Origin of the sequence: Tateyamaria sp. ANG-S1 (assembly GCF_000814025.1) — a bacterium.
In the GTDB taxonomy this organism is placed as follows: domain Bacteria; phylum Pseudomonadota; class Alphaproteobacteria; order Rhodobacterales; family Rhodobacteraceae; genus Tateyamaria.
Genome location: NZ_JWLL01000003.1, coordinates 334,289 through 352,898 on the forward strand (window position 1 = coordinate 334,289; position 18,610 = coordinate 352,898).

The window sequence follows — 18,610 nt, forward strand, 5'->3', positions numbered from 1 at the left end:
CATCGTGCCTCCCATATCTTGTGGGGGATATAATGAATTTTACCAGAATTGCAGCTTTGGCTGCGCTTGCTGCGTCACTGACCGTGGGTATGGGTGAGGCGCAGTCCTTGCGGAATGCGCAGACACCGGCAGAGTTTCCGCCTGCCTCGTTCACCGGAACGCAATATATCGACAGCAATGGCTGCGTGTTCATCCGGGCCGGGATTGACGGCAATGTCACCTGGGTGCCGCGTGTCAATCGCCAGCGGCAGTTGATTTGTGGCCAGACACCCAGCCTGTCGGCGAACGCGGCAGCTGCTGCGCGCGCGACACCGACCCAGACGACACGCGGTGTGCCTGAACAGATCACGATCGCCCCTTCGGCGCGTCCGGCCGCTACGGCTGACGCCGCGCCAGCGCCGACACGCCCTGTTGCGACTGCAACGCCTGCGCCGCAACCTACGCCCCGCGTCATCGTGCGGCGTCCCACCCAGGCAACACCGGCACCAGTGGTGCGCCGGGTCGCACCACCCGCAGCGCCAGCGCAGACAACGGTCGTGCAAGTGACGCCGAGGACCGCGCCTACGCGCACTGTAACGGCGCAGCAGGCGGCCCCCTCCTGCCAAGGCGGTTCGGCTGTGAGTTCGCGCTACATCAACTCGGGCCAGTACGGCCCGGTGCGCTGTGGACCGCAAGCCGGTGCCCCGGTTCAAGGGACGTCTGTTCAGTCGTCTTCAGCCGCTGTTGGTCCTGAGACACGGGTCGTGCCGCGCCATGTTTACGAGGGTCGGACGCTGAAAAGACCGGCCCGCGTGCCCGAGGGGTATGTCCCGGTGTGGAAGGATGACCGGTTGAACCCGCACCGTGCCGAGCAGTCGCTGAACGGGATCGCGCAGACGCGACTGGTGTGGACGCGAACCGTACCGCGCCGCCTGATCGACCGCATCACAGGACGCGACGTGACCGCAACCGTACCGCTGGTCTATCCCTACACCGACATCGCCACGCAAGAACGGCGACTGGGCACCGTGACCTTGGTGCGCAGGAATGGGCAGCTGATGAAGCGCGTACAGCGCAAGCCATCGGCTGAAGCGCGGGTGCCCGTTGTCTCAACACGGTCAGCCCCGGCACCGGTTGTGAAAGCGCCTGCACGCACCACGCCCGAAGCCACGACGCAAGGCCGTTACGTGCAAGTCGGGACATTCGGTGTGCCCGCAAATGCTCAAGCCGCCGCACAGCGCATCGCGCAGGCAGGCCTGCCTGCGCGCATCGGGCGGATCACGCGCGGGGGCAAGTCGTATCAGGTGGTGCTGGCGGGACCGTTCGCTTCGTCCTCTGACCTGTCGCGCGGGTTGCAGCGCAGCCGTGCTGTCGGATTTTCAGATGCGTTTGTGCGCAAGTAAGCGTCAGCTTTCGCAAATGGCCTGAAGTTGCAGCCAATCGCGGTCGGCCATGATTGGCGTCGGTGAGTTGCCTGCCATTGGGTCGGCTTCGATCAGCGGCAAGGTCGCCTCGCCCGAAATGTCGCGCGCGCGGGCGTAGGGCGTGCTTCGGATGCCCGCGGCTGCGAAGGCTGGAATGAGTGTATCCACAGGCAGGTCAGCGGCGACGCTCGAAAGCTGATCTTCCGCATAGCGCTCCAGCACCTGAGACGGCAGGAAACCGGTCGTCAGAAGCGTTCCCGTCGCGCGCGGGCCTGCATGTTCCAGGAGCTTTCTCAGGGGCGGCTTTCCACCGCTGCGTACCTGCTCGACCAGGATGTAGCCCGCGGCCACATCAGGCTCTTCGTGGTCTTCGACAAGCGCGCGGTTCAGCAACACCGTGCCGCCCGGCAGTGACAGCGCCTCGCGCACACCTCCGGGCAGGATGACAACGCGGGCCGCTCCTGTTCGTCCGGCGAGGGCAACAAGGCCTGCGCGCGCCTCCATGCTGCCGCAGGGCTGGCCGGACATCCTTTCGATATGTGCCAGAAGCGCGGTCCCGATCTCGGCCTCTTTGACCGGAGGCACGACACGCATGGCATGATCTACCAGCGCGCCGGGCAACCAGAAGACCGCCAGCGCAGCAACCGCAGAGATCGAGATGGCGGCCCCCAGCCACCGAAGACGGCCCGGTTTCGGGCGCGTGCGCGCAACGGCGCGGCGCAATGTATTGATCGCATCGATCATTGCAGTTTCATCAGGACCAAGCTCAAGCACTTCATCCGGGTCGCCATCTGGGTGGAACGCCGCGCCGCCCTTGACCGGGGTTTCCCCCTTTTCGACGGCCGCCAGTGACCAATGGGTGATTGCCCGGTCGTTCAAGTCCGAGATAACCAGCGTTGCATCGCCCACGGATACAATCACCTCACGCCGTTGGGCATCAGAGGATGCGCGCCAAAGGCCCGTTGCTTCGAGCCTGTCGTATTTGCTGAGTGCGGTCATTCCTGTTGGTCTGCGGGCTTTGTTTTCTGCCTCTTGAGTGGGCTAGACGATAACAGACCAGGCGGTCTACGCCAAGCAAGGACGGCACGGCGTTGGCAAACGGTCTGATCTAGCCTCGTGTCGTTTACGTCAGTTGAACTGTTCGGATATGAGCCGCTCTTCGAGGCCATGGCCGGGATCGAACAGGATGCGATGGACGATGGACGGGTCGGATTCGATCTCGACCGCCGATACATTGGAAAAGGAGCGCGAGTCCGCTTCGGCCATCACCGGGCGCTTGTCCCCTTCCAGCACGTCGAACCGGACCTTGGCCGTCTTGGGCAAAAGCGCCCCCCGCCAGCGGCGTGGACGGAATGCGGCAACAGCGGTGAGCGCAAGAACGTCGGAGCCGATGGGCAACACGGGTCCGTGGGCCGAGTAGTTGTAGGCCGTCGAACCTGCCGGCGTGGAGACCAGGGCCCCGTCACACACCAGTTCATCCATGCGCAGCCGCCCGTCGACCGTGATCCGCAGCTTGGCCGCTTGCGGGCCTGCGCGAAGAAGGGACACTTCGTTGATGGCAAGCGCCTTGTGGCTTTGACCCTCCGGCGTCCAGGCGGTCATAGAGAGGGGGTTCAGCTCCGCCTCCTCTGCCGCTTCAAGCCGGGTTACCAGATCGGACTCTCCATATTCATTCATCAGAAAGCCGATGGTTCCACGGTTCATGCCATAGACCGGCTTGTTCAGATGTTGAGAGCCATGCAGGGTTTGCAACATGAACCCATCGCCACCGAGCGCCACGATCACATCAGCCTGTTCGGGTTCCGCATCGCCATAGCGCCCGATCAGGGCAGCCCGCGCGGTTTGGGCCACAGGTGCGCGGCTGGCCGCAAAGGCGATCTTCATAGACATTCCAGTTTCCTATGGCGTGCGTTCTGCGCCGAAAGAACCATATCTTTTCACCCCTTACCAGCACCCAGCGCGCTTTGTCGCTGGCGGTGGATGGATGGTCGGGATACATCCTTTGCTCAAACGGTCGGTTTCCGATACGAAACGGCCAACCACATCGACTCAGTCCACACGCAGGAGAGTTCCCATGAATGCGCCCCATCGCACCGACGGCTTTTTCACCCAGTCCCTGGCCGACCGTGATCCCGAGCTTTTCGGCTCGATCCGGGACGAGTTGGGCCGCCAGCGGGATGAGATCGAGCTGATCGCGTCCGAAAACATCGTGTCTGCCGCCGTGCTGGAAGCGCAAGGCAGCGTGATGACCAACAAATATGCCGAAGGGTATCCGGGTCGTCGTTACTATGGCGGGTGCCACTTTGTGGATGTCGCCGAGAACCTTGCCATCGAACGGGCCAAGCAACTGTTCAACTGCGGCTTTGCCAATGTGCAGCCGAACTCAGGCTCGCAAGCAAACCAGGGTGTGTTCCAAGCACTGCTGCAACCCGGTGACACGATCCTGGGTATGTCGCTGGATGCTGGTGGTCACCTGACCCACGGCGCGCGCCCCAACCAATCGGGCAAGTGGTTCAACGCCGTGCAATACGGTGTGCGCCGTGACACGCTCGACATCGACTACGACCAGATCGAAGCGTTGGCGCTTGAGCACAAGCCGCAGATGATCATTGCCGGTGGTTCTGCCATCCCGCGCGTCATCGACTTTGCCCGCATACGCGAGATTGCCGACAAGGTCGGCGCATGGGTGCTGGCGGATGTGGCCCACTTTGCGGGCCTGATTGCTGCGGGCGAGTACCCCTCGCCCTTCCCCCACGTGCATGTGGCAACAACGACGACGCACAAGACCCTGCGCGGCCCGCGTGGCGGCATGATCCTGACCAATGACGAGGCGCTGGCGAAGAAGTTCAACTCGGCCATCTTCCCAGGCATTCAAGGTGGTCCGCTGATGCACGTGATCGCGGCCAAGGCCGTGGCCTTTGGCGAGGCGCTGGACCCGTCCTTCAAGCTGTATCAGCAGCAGGTGATCAAGAACGCGCAGGCGCTGGCTGATCAATTGCATAAAGGTGGGCTGGACACCGTGACCCACGGCACCGACACGCATGTGATGCTTGTCGACCTGCGCCCCAAAGGCGTGAAAGGCAACGCAACCGAAAAGGCGTTGGGCCGCGCACATATCACCTGCAACAAGAACGGTGTGCCGTTTGATGATGAGAAGCCGACGATCACCTCGGGCATCCGGTTGGGATCGCCTGCCGGGACGACCCGCGGCTTTGGTGAGCAAGAGTTCCGTCAGATTGGCGACTGGATCATTGAGGTGGTCGATGGGCTGGCCGGGAATGGCGAAGACGGCAACAGCGCTGTCGAAGCCAAGGTGAAGGCCGAAGTCAGCGCACTGTGCGCCCGCTTCCCGCTGTATCCCAACCTGTAAGATTGCGACGGGGGTCTCAGAACACGCTGTGATCCCCGCGCTCGACTGTTGCGTCCCCGCGTAGGACAGCGGCGTAATAGTCGAAGAGTGTATCGCGCCCGGTCGAGGGCGTCGCATCCCGATCATATTCACCGGTGTCCTGGTTGATCGCCAGCATTGACTCGGTTGCGTAGTAGAGGCCGATCCGTGCAAATTCGGCCTTCGCCGCCAGTGGCGGAACGATGTGGCTGGCCGCACCCAGCCCGCCTGCAATAGCGCGCATCATGCCGACCGGCACATGTTTGAACTTTGGCGTTTGCCCCAACAGGTCAAAAAGGTGCTGGCCCATCGCCTTCGGCGTGAGTTCGGGGCCTGGTCCGCCGATTGGCAGGATCTGGTTCCATCGCTCTTTTGCCGTGAGACACTCGGCCATGTACGTTCCCAAGTCCCGATCACTGATCGGGGTGCAGGCCGTCAATTCTCCGTCCCCGAACAGAAGGTACGGTTTGCCCTGCTGCACACGCGCGATCTGTCCGGCCAGTGATTTGAAATAAGCCGTCGGGCGCACGATAGAATAGGTCAGGCCAGAGGCGATCAGGGCCTCCTCCGCCTTGAGTTTCGCGTGCTGGAAAGCGAGGCGCGGTTTTTGCACACAGATAGCGGAAAGCAGAGCCATCTGGGGTGTCCCAGAGGCGTGCGCGGCTTCAATGATGTTGACGGTTGCGCGGTGATCGATGGCCCAGGCATCGGCGGGTGCGCCCGTGCGTGAGGCGAGGCAGGAAATCACGGCATCGAACGGCGCATCACCAAACGCATTGTCGCGGATCGACGCCTTGTCTGTCACGTCCCCGTATCGCAGCAGCGCACCGGACAGAGACGCAGGCGTTTCGGCGGGTTTGCGGAGGAAGCAAGTCACTTCATAGCCTTGGGCGACCAGTGCAGCGGTTGTCGCGCGACCGATGGTGCCAGTGGCACCAAAGACCAAAACCCGCTTAGAGCCGGTTGGGTTCGACCCGTCGCCGTCGGTCACCGTTTCGTCCGCCACTCAGACATGGCCGGCCCACCACATCCAGAAAACGACACCGGCCAACACCAAGAGGATGTTGAAGGCGATGGCACCCGCAACACCCAGCCAAAACCCCTTGCGTCGGTCCGCGCGGTCGATCCCGTCAAGATACGTCAGCACACGATCCTCGGCCGCTTTCAACGCGGAACCATCCACCTGTCGCATGAGTTTGGGGTGCCCGCCGAACCCCTGGGCATCCAGGATCTGGCGCGCGTCAGCCCGAAGGCGTTTGGGCAAGCGGCGGCCCGTCTTGCGCAGCGACGCAGACAGGGTCTTGCCACGCACACCGAAAGCGGCGTGTAGCGCGGTTTGAATGCGGTTCGCCCGCGCCTGAATGCTGTGTTCCGTTTCCATATGGGTTTCTATCCCGGCACCCGGCGGTGCTCAATGCCTCTGGCCTGCGCGGTGCGATGTCGCTAAGCCTTGGCCCATGCTCAGCTATTCCGAATATGGGGACAGAGACGGCACCCCGCTTTTGATTGCCCATGGCCTCTATGGTTCGGGGCGGAACTGGGGTGTGATCGCCAAGCGTCTTTCCGACACGCGCCGGGTCATCACGGTGGACATGCGCAATCACGGCCACAGCTTCTGGTCCGACGATCATAGCTATGCCGATTTAGCCGGTGATCTGGCAGAAGTGATCGATACGCTGGGCGGCCCTATGGATGTGGTTGGCCACTCTATGGGGGGTAAGGCGGCAATGATGCTTGCCCTGTCGCGCCCGGATACCGTGCACAGGCTTGTCGTCGGCGATATTGCGCCGGTCAGCTATGGACACAGTCAAATACAGTACATTGAGGCGATGCGGGCTGTTGATCTGAGTTCGGTCACCCGTCGGTCGGACGCAAATGCACAACTTGCTGCACACGGAGTAGAGCCCGCGTTGTGCAGTTTTCTGACCCAGTCGCTGGACGTGGCAGAACGGCGCTGGCGGCTGAACGTGGACGCGCTGGCGGCCAATATGCCTGCGATCCTTGGCTTTCCCGATGTGTCTGAGACATTTGACGGCCCCACCTTGTTCCTGTCGGGCGGGCAAAGCGACTATGTCACACCTGACTATCGGCCCACCATACGCGCACTGTTTCCCGCTGCCCGTTTCGTCAAGATTCCTGGCGCAGGGCACTGGCTGCACGCGGACGATCCGCGCGCGTTCGAGGGCACCGTACGCGCCTATCTGGATGCTCCGGCCGCCTGACCCTTGACGTAACCGCTTTGACCGCCCCAAATTTTATGCAGGGAGTGACTGCAAGGGTGCGATCATGTGGGAGAAACTGCTTGACCGTTTTCTGACCGGTATGATGGTCGAGGACCGACTGAGCCTGACCTATCCGGATGGTACAACGCGCGACTATGGCCCCGACACAGGCGGCTTCGCGCATCTTGCAATCGCAGATACCGCGACGCTGCGAGCGCTGATTGTGAACCCTGACCTGGGCCTTGGCGAAGGATACATGAACGGCACCATCACGCCCCGGAACTGTACCCTTGATGATGCGCTGAAGATTGTCGTGCGCAACCGGTTCAAGGGGCATATTCCCTCATGGATCGTGATGGCGAACCGCGCCCGCTTTCACATGCGCCGCTTCATTCAGAACAACGCCCCGAGCGCGTCGCGCAAGAATGTGGCGCACCACTATGACATCTCCGACGACCTCTACCGGCTCTTTCTGGACGAGGACATGCAATATTCCTGCGCCTATTTCCGCGACGATGCCATGACGCTGGAAGAGGCGCAGATCGCCAAGAAACAGCATATCGCGGGCAAGCTGCTACTTGAGCCGGGCATGCGGGTACTGGACATCGGGTGCGGATGGGGCGGCATGGCCCTGACGCTGGCGCGGGACTATGGCTGTCATGTGACGGGCATCACGCTGAGTGAGAACCAACTTGCTACGGCGCGCCGGCGTGCGGAAGAGGCCGGGTTATCAGGGCAGATCGAATTTCGGCTTCAAGACTATCGGCACACCGAGGGCACGTTCGACCGGATTGTGTCGGTTGGGATGCTGGAACATGTCGGCGTGCCGAATTTCGATACCTATTTCGGCCGCGTGGCCGAACTGTTGGACCCCAATGGCGTCGCACTCATCCATACCATCGGCCGGTCCGCACCGCCGATGGCACATTCGTCCTGGATCAACAAATACATCTTCCCCGGCGGCTATGTTCCCTCGCTGTCCGAATTGTCGCCCGCGGTGGAGCGGTCAGGCCTTTGGCAAACCGATATCGAGGTATGGCGGTTGCACTATGCCAAGACCATCCGCCACTGGCGCGACCGGTTCGAAGCACATCTGGATGAGATCACGCGCAGCTATGACGACCGATTTGTCCGTATGTTCCGTTATTACCTGACCGTCTGTATCATGGCGTTCGAACACCAGATGCAGGGCGTTTACCACCTGCAACTGGCGCATCGGCGCGATGCGGTCCCGCTGACACGGGACTACCTGCACAGCACCGCTGCGACCGACCACACTGTTGCAGAGCAGCGGATCAACGAAGACGCTTAAGCGGCCACAGCAGCACCACGCAAGAGCGAGACATGAGGGATGTCCATGACTTCCACTGCGTCGCCGAATGATCGGCTGCGCGCCTGCGCGCCCGGATAGGCCAAGGTGCGAATGCCCGCTGCGACTGCGGCTTGTGCGCTTTCAGGTGTGTCTTCGATTGCCAATGCCGCATTGGCTGTGACCCCCAGTTGGCGCAATGCCTCATTGTAGATATCGGGCGCCGGTTTGGTGCGGGCAGCAATCGTGCGGTCACCGATAAAGTCAAACACGGACGGGTCCACGTTTGCTTCCAGCCCCTTGAGCAATGCAGCGACCTGACGCGGGTCCGTTGCCGTGACAAACCCGATCTTCATGTTTTGCGCCCGTGCCTCTGCGATCAGGTCCGCGATGCCCGGGCGAAGATCAACGCCGTCGGCCAGAACGGTTTCAAGCACATCCAGTTTCGCCTCGTAAATCGCATCAATATCGATCTCGACCGACTGCGCCGTAGCATAATAGTTCAAACGGGCTTTCCCGCCGGGAACCTCAAGCAAGGCGTGGTACGTCTCGTCATCCCAGTGCCAGTCCAGCTCATTCATCTCGAACGCGGTGTTAAAGGCGCGTCGTTGCATATCGGATGTTTCCGCCAGAACGCCGATAGAACCCAAAAGCAGTGCAGAATAGGACATTTCCGTTTCCCATGTGAGTGATTGTGGCCGCGCACATGCGGGAAACTGTTTCAAGGAACAAAGAGTTCCACCCCCCTTGCCGCCTTTTTCACCGACACGCGCCTGCGCCCTCTTGCACCTTCCTTCGCCATCCCTATAAGGCAGGACAATTTGCACATTTGGGGGGCCAAGATGCCAAAGCGTACCGACATCAAGTCGATCATGATCATCGGCGCGGGTCCCATTGTCATCGGACAAGCCTGCGAGTTTGACTACTCCGGCGCCCAGGCCTGCAAGGCGCTGCGCGAAGAAGGGTACCGGGTGATCCTGGTCAACTCGAACCCGGCCACGATCATGACGGATCCCGGGCTTGCCGACGCCACCTATATCGAACCCATCACACCCGAGGTCGTCGCCAAGATCATCGAAAAGGAGCGCCCCGATGCGCTGCTGCCAACGATGGGTGGACAGACTGGGCTGAACACGTCACTTGCACTGGAAGAGATGGGCGTGCTGGACAAGTTCGGTGTCGAAATGATCGGCGCCAAACGCGACGCTATCGAGATGGCTGAGGATCGAAAGCTGTTCCGCGAAGCCATGGACCGGCTCGGCATTGAAAACCCGCGCGCCGCCATCGTTACAGCGCCGAAGGACGACAAGGGCAACAAAGACCTGAATGCGGGCGTCGCCATCGCCCTAGAGACGTTGGAAGAGATCGGCCTGCCTGCCATTATTCGCCCGGCCTTTACCCTGGGCGGCACGGGCGGCGGCGTGGCTTATAACCGCGACGACTACGAGGCGATCTGCCGGTCTGGCATGGACGCTTCGCCTGTTGGCCAGATCCTCGTCGATGAATCGCTGCTGGGCTGGAAGGAATATGAGATGGAGGTGGTGCGCGACACTGCCGACAACGCCATCATCGTCTGCTCCATCGAAAACGTGGACCCGATGGGCGTGCACACGGGCGACAGCATCACTGTGGCCCCTGCCCTGACGCTGACGGACAAAGAATACCAGATCATGCGCAACCACTCGATCGCGGTCCTGCGCGAGATCGGGGTGGAGACCGGCGGGTCCAACGTGCAATGGGCCATCAACCCGGAAGACGGGCGCATGGTGGTGATCGAGATGAACCCGCGCGTGTCCCGGTCCTCGGCCCTTGCGTCGAAGGCGACTGGGTTCCCTATCGCCAAGATCGCGGCCAAGCTGGCGGTCGGGTATACACTGGATGAGCTCGACAACGACATCACCAAGGTTACGCCGGCCTCGTTCGAGCCGACAATTGACTACGTCGTCACCAAAATCCCTAAATTCGCGTTTGAAAAGTTCCCAGGCTCCGAGGCGTCGCTCACCACTGCTATGAAATCCGTGGGCGAGGTGATGGCCATTGGCCGCACCTTCCACGAGTCGCTGCAAAAGGCGATGACGTCGATGGAATCGGGCCTTGTCGGTCTGGACGACATCGACATTCCCGGCGCGCCGGACAAGGCCGCCGTGGTCAAGGCCATTTCGGCCCAGACCCCGGACCGCCTGCGCCTGATCGCGCAAGCAATGCGCCATGGCCTGAGCGACGACGACATCTTTGCCGCAACCAAGTTCGACCCGTGGTTCCTTGCCCGCATTCGCGAAATCGTGGACGCAGAAGCGCAGGTGCGTGACGCTGGCCTGCCGGTGACCGAAGAAGGTTTGCGCGCGCTCAAGATGATGGGCTTTTCCGATGCGCGACTGGGTCAACTGACCGGTCGGGACGAAGCGCAGGTGCGCCGCGCGCGCGAAAATCTAGGCGTGCGCGCAGTGTTCAAACGGATCGACACCTGCGCCGCAGAGTTCGAGGCGCAAACACCCTATATGTACTCCACCTACGAAACGCCAGTCTTCGGTGCTGTCGAGTGCGAGGCACGGCCGTCCGAGCGTAAGAAAGTGGTCATCCTTGGGGGTGGTCCCAACCGCATCGGCCAGGGGATCGAGTTTGACTATTGCTGCTGTCACGCCTGCTTTGCGCTGACGGATGCGGGCTATGAAACCATCATGGTCAACTGCAATCCCGAGACGGTTTCGACCGACTACGACACATCGGACCGCTTGTATTTCGAGCCCCTGACTTTTGAACACGTCATGGAAATCCTGCGGGTCGAGCAGGACAACGGGACGCTGCATGGGGTGATCGTGCAGTTCGGCGGGCAGACGCCACTTAAATTGGCCAACGCCTTAGAGGATGCGGGCATTCCGATCCTCGGAACCACGCCCGACGCCATTGATCTGGCAGAAGACCGCGAACGGTTCCAGGCGCTGGTCAACGAACTGGGTCTCAAGCAACCGAAGAATGGGATTGCGCACTCCGACGCCGAAGCGCTTGAGATTGCTGGTGATATCGGTTTCCCGCTGGTGATCCGCCCCTCTTACGTGCTGGGCGGACGGGCGATGGAAATCGTACGCGATCAGGCCAGCCTTGAGCGCTATATTTCCGAGGCAGTGGTGGTCTCGGGCGACAGCCCCGTTCTGCTCGACAGTTATCTGGCGGGTGCCGTTGAATTGGATGTGGACGCATTATGTGACGGCACGGACGTGCATGTCGCAGGCATCATGCAACACATCGAAGAAGCTGGCGTGCACTCGGGCGACAGCGCGTGTTCGCTGCCTCCCTACTCTCTCACCTCCGAAGTAATTGCGGAGATCGAGGCACAGACCCATGCGCTGGCCAAGGCATTGAATGTCGTGGGGCTGATGAATGTTCAGTTTGCGATCAAGGGCAAAGACATCTTCCTGATTGAAGTGAACCCGCGTGCCTCGCGCACGGTGCCTTTTGTGGCGAAGTCGACCGACAGTGCCATCGCGTCTATCGCCGCGCGCGTCATGGCAGGTGAACCTCTGTCGAACTTCCCGCAACGTCCGGCCTATGATGCCGATGCAAGCTATGACAGCGTCCTGCCCCTAGCCGATCCTATGACGCTCGCAGACCCGAACATGCCCTGGTTCTCGGTCAAAGAGGCTGTGCTGCCCTTCGCGCGCTTCCCGGGTGTTGATACGATCCTTGGCCCCGAAATGCGCTCAACTGGCGAAGTCATGGGGTGGGACCGCACCTTTGCGCGCGCCTTTTTGAAGGCGCAGATGGGGGCCGGTATGGTGCTGCCCAATGCGGGCTGTACCTTCATTTCCATCAAGGACATGGACAAGACACCACAGATGCTTGAGGCCGCGCATATCCTGCACGATCTTGGTTTCACGGCAGTGGCGACGCGCGGAACTGCGGACTGGCTTCAGGAAAACGGCGTTCCCTGCGGTGTGGTCAACAAGGTCTATGAGGGCCGCCCGGACGTGACCGACATGATGAAGGACAACGGTATTCAGCTGGTCTTCAACACCACCGAGGGGGCACAAGCGGTCGAGGACAGTAAGTCCATCCGTTCCATCGCGCTCTACGACAAGATACCGTACTTCACCACCGCTGCCGGTGCCTATGCCGCAGCCTTGGCTATACGCGAGCAGGCACAGGGTGATGTGGGCGTCAAAGCGCTTCAGGGATAAGCGTCACAAAGCCTCAAACCTGTCCGACACGTCGTCTAGATTGACAAGTATCGCGTCACCGAGCACCGAAGCAAGCTGGGCGTTCCGCGGATCAGGCACCTCGCCCGCCGCGGCAGCGGTCAGGATGGGTTTGAGCGTTTGCCACTTGGCCATGACCTTTCCAAGAGTGACCTTGATGTGAATGTTCGGGGCTGCGACGAGCCCAGCTGCCGCATCCCCATTCACAAGCTGATCCAGCGCTTTTTCAAACATCGCGATGTCGCTGGATACCGCACCCGCGGCGTCGGCCGGTGCCAGGTCCGTCAGAAAGAGACACAGATCGCGCTGAAACTTTTGCGAGAGTACCCTCATTTCCTGAAGAAGTGCATATGACCCATCAAGTTGATCAGCGACACCAGACAAAGCGTCCGTCCTTTTGTCCGCGTAACGTGATGACAGCACGGGGTTTTTTCTCAGAAGTAACCTGACTGCTACTGAGTGCCGGTCACCTGCAGCGATCTGTCTGGCAGAGCTCGTCAGTGTTGCAATGTCGGCCGACAACGACAAGTCCGCAGCGGCGACAATGCCAAGGGTCCCGGATCGCGCCATCAGCCGCGCAGAGGAATCCGCCACATCTTTCAAATGCACCTCCATCGTTGCACCAACGAACAGAAGGCATACTGACTTTGTGACCCGGTGCACCAATACCGCCTGATCTGCCCAGTCTCTCACGGTCAGCGTATCGGCGCGTGCCGCCGGACCGCAAAGCCCAAGCACCAGCGTCAAAACACCAAAGAGACGGGTCAAAAATCTCATGAAGCACCCTCAAAGCTGCCTTCTCTGCGATACGACATCAGGCCTTAAGGACGGATTAAAGGTGCCGGCATGTTTTCATTCTCACCGGTCTTGCCCTGATCCGAGCATCGGGTATAACGCCCGCTCAGGCCGCTGTAGCTCAGCTGGTAGAGCACGTCATTCGTAATGATGGGGTCGGGGGTTCAAGTCCCTTCAGCGGCACCAAAACAGACATCCTTACCCTCAAACACCTTTAAAGCCTTGAATGGTAAGCCGATTTGGGCGGTTCTAGGTCCCTTATTTCGGTCATAGTGGATGCGGTCTGCTCCATGAAACGTGCAGGTAGGACGGAACAGATGATCCAGTTGTCACGCATAATTTCTTCGTGCGTGAGGTCAGGATCAAATCCAGCATGATGCAACGGCCCTTCATCGAAGAGATGCAAAGCCGAGATGGCCGAGCCCATATGCTGGAAGTGATGTTCTGGGTTGCGATCTCGCATTTCGCGAATTTGCGAAGCAAGTACCCGCAGCGTGCGAGCCTCTGCCTCCTCAGCAGCGATGTCGACGAAACTATCGAACCGGGGTATGTCCGAAATGAAATGCGATAGCCCCCCAAGGGTGCAAAGCGAAGGGCTTCGTTCCAACAAGAAACGCAGCCCAAAACGGATGCGAATGCGCTGTTCTTCATACCAATAATGGTTCTTGGGATCGTCTCGATCCGGAACAAGCGTCTTCGCCACATTGTCGACAATAAACAGAAGTCCGGGATCACCCTGCTGATAAGCTGTTACCAAGCCGGAAAGCTCGTTCACACGCTTCTTCCAAGGAAAATCAGCGCCTAGTCGGTTGCACGGATCAATGACCCCAAATTTGCGGCCCAGCTTTTCGGCCATCTCAGCTATTTGAGATCCGATCTCGCCGTTCTTTACGTCATTTATGATGATTCCGCGATTGCGGTCGGCGATCATCGCTTGAATGGCAGGTAGAATAGCGGTCGTTGTTTTGCCCGATCCAATGCCCCCAATGATGAGTGCAGATGACGTGTTGTCCGGCTCCATGATGGCCTTATCGTCATCATCAAGGGCAATCGCTCTACGGATTATCGGCGGTTTGGTCATCACTTCATCCCCGCATCTTCGAGGACGTCTCGGGTGACTTCGCGGGCGTGTTTCGCGGTCATGGCGTCTTTGACCTGCTTTCCGATTACGCTTTCGCGCTTCAACAAAGCGATCAGGTCTCGCAGACCATGGACGACTTGCCCAATTGCCACTGCGCCGAAGCAGAAAGAAACGAACACAAAGCCCCAGTGTTCGGCTTCGGATGGCCAAGCTCTCCACGCGAAATGTGCTAATGTGGCTGCCAAGAGAAACCGGCCATTGACTTTCAGCACGGTACCAAATTCGGAAAAAGTGCCGGACGTTTCAGTGTTCTTGGACTTGATCTTGAACATGGAAACACCTTTTCGAAATCTGCTGGAAGGTGGGGTAGTGCGCGACCGTTCTGGTCGCACACTTGGATCAGTCACGAGCATCGAGGGCTTCGCTCACAGCTTCTTTGACAGCGCGTAAGGTACCGATCCTGCCATAAAGTGTGCCTTCGTCGGAACGCATCGCCAAAGAATGGACCTTCAGAGTCCCGAACATCGCCGATACAGCAATCGAGACTGCCGCAAAGCCAACCAGCGCAATCACTTCCGGAACGTATAGGTACCTGAAGAAGGAGACCGTAAAGCCGACCAATCCTAGGCCAACCCCACCAAAAAGCAGAAGCAGTGGCTGTTTAACGGTCACAATTTCAACGTTCTTGAGCTCATAGGTTCTGCGCGGTGTTCTGAGTATTCCATGCGTCACGAGGAAACCATCGCCTTTAAACAGTGCTTCGCTCATGACAGCACCCGCTCAGCACACATCCGTGAGTTGGCACGCATGCGGGAAGAAAAGTTGGTTACACCTTCCTTTTCGATGATCCCAAAAGTGCCCGCAAAGACAGCCCAATCGACGCGGGACTCACCGAGCGCCGCGGCAACCTGGCACGAACATTGATCTTTCGCTGTATCGATCACAGCGTCACGACGGTTTTGGATCATGCGACGCGCCTGATTGCGAGCGTCACGGGCCTGCCTTTCGAGCGCTTCGGCTTGGTTGACTGCTTGAGAAATCGCACCGCCCATGAACATATCGAAGCCTCGGATGTTCTCAGCGCCGTAGGCATTTTCCAGTGCTCGGACGTAGTTGCGAGCAGCCTGTGCCCGCCTTTCCATATCCGAAACTTGGTTGGTTTGGTTGATCGATCCTTCGACAGCACGAGATGCACCTTGCGCAACGCGTTGTTCGCAGGTTGCGATATAGTCGGCATACGAAATGCGGTCTGCCAGTTCTGGGCCGGAAAACTCGTAGGAAATTACTGCCCATACCAGTGACGCGGCGACTGCTCCTGCTGGGGCTATTTCAGATAGTTGGTTCATCATTGGCCTGATCCTTTCCGTGTTTTGGCCAAGCTTCTCCGTTCGCCTCAATTGAGAACGTTGAGGAAGATCGAATGTGGACTGGGATTTGGGAGCCACCTGCAAAAACAGGCGGGTGGCTTGAAGTGTTTTTATCGACCGTGCCAGTGAGATCGTTGTTCGCAACGGCACTTCATGGTTTTTGCATGCGTCATCTGTTGCCCCCAGTGGGTTTCCATTCTGGATGGCATGTGATGGCTCCGAACATGATCTGATCGATGGAGGTGTCCATGATGGTCGAAACTGTGAGCAATCAGTCCGCCACATACAGGGCAATTTCGCTGGTGCGATGAGTCATAGCTATGATACATAAGCGCCGAGCTCCTATGTTGATCTTTCGCGAGGTGGACGTTGGTGTTCAGTGGCGAGCAGGCAAAAGTACCAGTTTTGCCTGCCGCCGGTTCTTAGGTTCGGTTGCGCTCTTTAGGTTGGATGAGCGTTACACATTTCCTTCACCTGTGTTGGTTGGATGCGGGCTACTTGCGAGTAGACGCTCCAAGCAAACCATAGGGCGACCCAATCCAGGCACCCTGGGAGCCAAGCACCCAATCAAGGGTTGGTGAACCTGTAGTTGTATTGTTGCTCATTGAGCTTCTCCTAATTGTTCCACGTACTCGCACGGCAGTGCTTGCTTGATGGTAAGGAGCAATCTATCGTCAAAATCTTTATTTACAATAAACGTTTCCGGTTATTTTTTGCGAAACCTGGAAAGCCTTGTTTTTGCTTGATCTTTGATTCTTTGAAGTGCCTCGGCGGGGTCTTCTACCTTTACTCTGGGTTCAGATGGAAGTTCGTCAATTGTGTCTTCGGGGTGGTTCTTGATTCTTTGGGAGTACGCTTCGCCCAGAGATGGATCTAGAACGCCAATATGTTTTCTCAGAAGGCCGTTTCCAAGCCACGGTGCGTAATGGATACGAATGAACTGGGCAGCGTTGACTTCACGCCCGGAGGTTCGTTCCTTCCACAAAATCGGGGCTTTGTCTGGTAGGTTTGCGTCACCTAATGGGTGCGTCATGAGCCCAAACTCGATTCCTAGTCTTGATGCAGCCAACAGTTTCGCCGCCGCTACGATTCCGGTGTCCGACGAACTTGCTAAACCTTCTGAGAAACGTTCTCGAATTTGCTCAGGCGTTAGGTTTTCGACGTAAGCCTTTCTTTTGTCATCGTTAGGCACATTCGCTGATGGCGGTAGGGTTGATTTAGACTCCGCAGCATCTCCCTTCTTTGCCCTTTCTGGGCTACCTATACTGCCATTTTCATGTTTATTGTCAAGTAGATAGGTATCTACACGCAGCTCTCGATCTTGCCTTCTCTGCAGCGCCAAGTCACGCAACCGGATTGGATCTTCAACATCTGGATCCTTCACCGAAGTTGGGCGGGATCGAGTTCCATTGCGAACCTGACTGCTAGGTTGTGTTGCTTTTTGCGTGCCCACCTCGGCTCACCCTCGCTGCCAACAAGCATGCACCCAGGGCTCCTGTGATAGGAATGCTGGGTTTACGCGACTTCAGTTTATCATGCCTGTACATGGACAAGCCCGAAACAAATCTTGGGTTCTTTCTATACTGTTCATAGTCAAGCATAGGCTGACCATCAAGTTCGCGCGTTTCGGCGATACGGTCAAAGTGCCCTACAACCTCATCCAGTAGTGTGCCATTTGGGTCGAGGTCACTGGCAACCACAATCCCATGTGGAGCGAGCAAAGAGGTGCAAATGAAACATAGCTGCGCAAGGTAGTACGACCTAAATTCCCAATGCCGTTCGTGTAGCTTCAATAAGTCATCATTTGAAACATTCTCATAGCAGACGTTAGCGTCTTCAGCGAAACGCTGGCGCATCGCTTCTGTACTTGCGACTTCGCCGAAGCTTCTAGAGAACGCCCAGTAGGGGTCATCTGCCGCTCCTGCTTTTTTCAGGATGTCGTCACCATGGTGAATACGTGGCGTAATTAGTCCAAACTCTGGATGAAGAGCCGATTGAAACGTTGAGTTTCCTCGGACAATCCCTCCGCCTATTCCTTCAGTGCACAAAATTCCCACGAGTAGGTGGTTCTTTTCATTAGAACGATTGATTGCCTCGCCTAGCGTATAAGCATGAGCGTCAGTGTGAACACTGACCTTGGCTGAGCATGATGCGTTCGAAGTCAGCAATCTTTCTCGAACCAAATTATGTAGGTTGATTCCTTTGAATGGGTCATGACCAAACTTCTCATGCACCTTTCCGTAGAATTCCTTGTTCGAGCGCATGAGCGAGACAAAGGTTCCGAAGCCCGCAACTGCTATGCTCTGTATATCAGGATAAGCGTCTACTATGTCCTCTACCGTTTCCTGTACGGCAGCGATTGCCGAGTCAGAATCCTTCGGATGCCATTTCCGCTCATCTAGGGCTTCAACGCGAAGCTCTGGTCCCATCCTCGGAATTACATGGTCGGTGTTTATCTTAGGCAACAAAAAGTCGTCATGTGAAGCGCACATAACAGTTACACCATCGCGCTCGATGTAAACTCCAGCAACAACCTTCCGGTTCATCCCGACCTCCACGCGTATAGCTCCGAATTCAAAGTTTAAGGGAACATGAGTGTCGTCAAATAACCAGCATGGAAGTGACTTCGAGGTAAGGCTTTCTGCAGTTTCCTAACAGCCAGTCACCGAGTTGAGAGTTGTAACTCATATCCGTCAGACACTGTAGCTAGCTGTAACTTAGACGCCGTTAAGGTAGGCCACAGTGACCACAATCCTGTCCCCGAAAGCAGTGCGCAAGTTAGATGCAAGAAAAAGTCAGATTACAATAAGTGCTCCAATTGGTGCTGCCGCAGCGTATACACTCAGATCTCC

General features: G+C 58.3%; 17 protein-coding genes and 1 tRNA gene. 6 read left to right on the forward strand and 12 right to left on the reverse strand.

Features of this window, described 5'->3' with window-relative positions; all coding sequences use genetic code 11:
• Positions 1–32: 32 nt before the first annotated feature.
• Positions 33–1,382 carry an SPOR domain-containing protein gene (locus RA29_RS03500; protein ID WP_082029417.1) on the forward strand — a complete coding sequence of 450 codons (1,350 nt, stop codon included), beginning with the start codon at positions 33–35 and terminating at the stop codon, positions 1,380–1,382.
• 3 nt (positions 1,383–1,385) lie between these two features.
• On the opposite strand, the gene RA29_RS03505 is transcribed toward RA29_RS03500, so the two are convergent.
• Both RA29_RS03505 and RA29_RS03510 read right to left on the reverse strand, forming a co-directional pair.
• On the reverse strand, positions 1,386–2,402 hold the full coding sequence (locus RA29_RS03505; protein ID WP_039682952.1) for a hypothetical protein: 1,017 nt from the start codon (positions 2,400–2,402) through the stop codon (positions 1,386–1,388).
• 129 nt (positions 2,403–2,531) lie between these two features.
• Positions 2,532–3,293 (reverse strand): NAD kinase, encoded by a 762-nt coding sequence (locus tag RA29_RS03510; RefSeq protein WP_039682954.1) that lies wholly within the window; start codon positions 3,291–3,293, stop codon positions 2,532–2,534.
• Positions 3,294–3,477: 184 nt separating this feature from the next.
• On the opposite strand from RA29_RS03510, the gene glyA reads away from it, so the two are divergent.
• Positions 3,478–4,773 carry a serine hydroxymethyltransferase gene (gene glyA, locus RA29_RS03515; RefSeq protein WP_039682956.1) on the forward strand — a complete coding sequence of 432 codons (1,296 nt, stop codon included), beginning with the start codon at positions 3,478–3,480 and terminating at the stop codon, positions 4,771–4,773.
• 16 nt (positions 4,774–4,789) lie between these two features.
• Here glyA and RA29_RS03520 read toward each other — a convergent pair whose 3' ends face one another.
• Positions 4,790–5,782: an NAD(P)H-binding protein gene (locus RA29_RS03520; protein ID WP_193743453.1), complete on the reverse strand. Its 993-nt coding sequence runs from the start codon at positions 5,780–5,782 to the stop codon at positions 4,790–4,792.
• 15 nt (positions 5,783–5,797) lie between these two features.
• The gene (locus tag RA29_RS03525; protein ID WP_052249447.1) at positions 5,798–6,172 is read right to left on the reverse strand and encodes a hypothetical protein; all 375 of its coding nucleotides are present in this window, start codon (positions 6,170–6,172) and stop codon (positions 5,798–5,800) included.
• A gap of 76 nt (positions 6,173–6,248) precedes the next feature.
• Between RA29_RS03525 and RA29_RS03530 the strand changes: the two genes are divergently transcribed.
• Both RA29_RS03530 and RA29_RS03535 read left to right on the forward strand, forming a co-directional pair.
• Positions 6,249–7,013, forward strand: coding sequence for an alpha/beta fold hydrolase (locus RA29_RS03530; protein ID WP_039682958.1), 765 nt, complete (start codon positions 6,249–6,251; stop codon positions 7,011–7,013).
• Positions 7,014–7,077: 64 nt separating this feature from the next.
• Positions 7,078–8,325: a cyclopropane-fatty-acyl-phospholipid synthase family protein gene (locus tag RA29_RS03535; RefSeq protein ID WP_052249448.1), complete on the forward strand. Its 1,248-nt coding sequence runs from the start codon at positions 7,078–7,080 to the stop codon at positions 8,323–8,325.
• Here RA29_RS03535 and RA29_RS03540 read toward each other — a convergent pair.
• Positions 8,322–8,993: an HAD-IA family hydrolase gene (locus tag RA29_RS03540; RefSeq protein ID WP_039682960.1), complete on the reverse strand. Its 672-nt coding sequence runs from the start codon at positions 8,991–8,993 to the stop codon at positions 8,322–8,324. The two genes, RA29_RS03535 and RA29_RS03540, sit on opposite strands and share 4 nt — an antisense overlap.
• Before the next feature lie 171 nt (positions 8,994–9,164).
• On the opposite strand from RA29_RS03540, the gene carB reads away from it, so the two are divergent.
• The gene (carB, locus tag RA29_RS03545; RefSeq protein WP_039682962.1) at positions 9,165–12,497 is read left to right on the forward strand and encodes a carbamoyl-phosphate synthase large subunit; all 3,333 of its coding nucleotides are present in this window, start codon (positions 9,165–9,167) and stop codon (positions 12,495–12,497) included.
• A gap of 3 nt (positions 12,498–12,500) precedes the next feature.
• On the opposite strand, the gene RA29_RS03550 is transcribed toward carB, so the two are convergent.
• Positions 12,501–13,292, reverse strand: a complete 792-nt coding sequence (locus RA29_RS03550) for a type IV pili methyl-accepting chemotaxis transducer N-terminal domain-containing protein (RefSeq protein ID WP_039682964.1) — start codon at positions 13,290–13,292, stop codon at positions 12,501–12,503.
• Between the two features lie 128 nt (positions 13,293–13,420).
• On the opposite strand from RA29_RS03550, the gene RA29_RS03555 reads away from it, so the two are divergent.
• Positions 13,421–13,496: transfer RNA gene (locus RA29_RS03555), tRNA-Thr, on the forward strand.
• Positions 13,497–13,524: 28 nt separating this feature from the next.
• Here RA29_RS03555 and RA29_RS03560 read toward each other — a convergent pair.
• From RA29_RS03560 to RA29_RS03580, 6 genes are all read right to left on the reverse strand, one after another.
• Positions 13,525–14,391, reverse strand: a complete 867-nt coding sequence (locus RA29_RS03560; RefSeq protein WP_039682966.1) for a type IV secretory system conjugative DNA transfer family protein — start codon at positions 14,389–14,391, stop codon at positions 13,525–13,527.
• Positions 14,391–14,723 (reverse strand): hypothetical protein, encoded by a 333-nt coding sequence (locus tag RA29_RS03565; RefSeq protein WP_039682968.1) that lies wholly within the window; start codon positions 14,721–14,723, stop codon positions 14,391–14,393. The genes RA29_RS03560 and RA29_RS03565 overlap by 1 nt, the downstream gene beginning before the upstream one ends.
• Before the next feature lie 67 nt (positions 14,724–14,790).
• Positions 14,791–15,159 carry a hypothetical protein gene (locus RA29_RS03570; RefSeq protein WP_039682970.1) on the reverse strand — a complete coding sequence of 123 codons (369 nt, stop codon included), beginning with the start codon at positions 15,157–15,159 and terminating at the stop codon, positions 14,791–14,793.
• Entirely contained in the window at positions 15,156–15,740 is a 585-nt protein-coding gene (locus RA29_RS03575) for a hypothetical protein (protein ID WP_039682972.1), read from the reverse strand. The genes RA29_RS03570 and RA29_RS03575 overlap by 4 nt, the downstream gene beginning before the upstream one ends.
• Positions 15,741–16,464: 724 nt before the next feature.
• Positions 16,465–17,211: a hypothetical protein gene (locus tag RA29_RS22710; protein ID WP_152612911.1), complete on the reverse strand. Its 747-nt coding sequence runs from the start codon at positions 17,209–17,211 to the stop codon at positions 16,465–16,467.
• Positions 17,183–18,304 carry an ROK family protein gene (locus RA29_RS03580; protein WP_152612912.1) on the reverse strand — a complete coding sequence of 374 codons (1,122 nt, stop codon included), beginning with the start codon at positions 18,302–18,304 and terminating at the stop codon, positions 17,183–17,185. Before RA29_RS03580 ends, RA29_RS22710 begins: the two co-directional genes overlap by 29 nt.
• Positions 18,305–18,610: the final 306 nt, after the last annotated feature.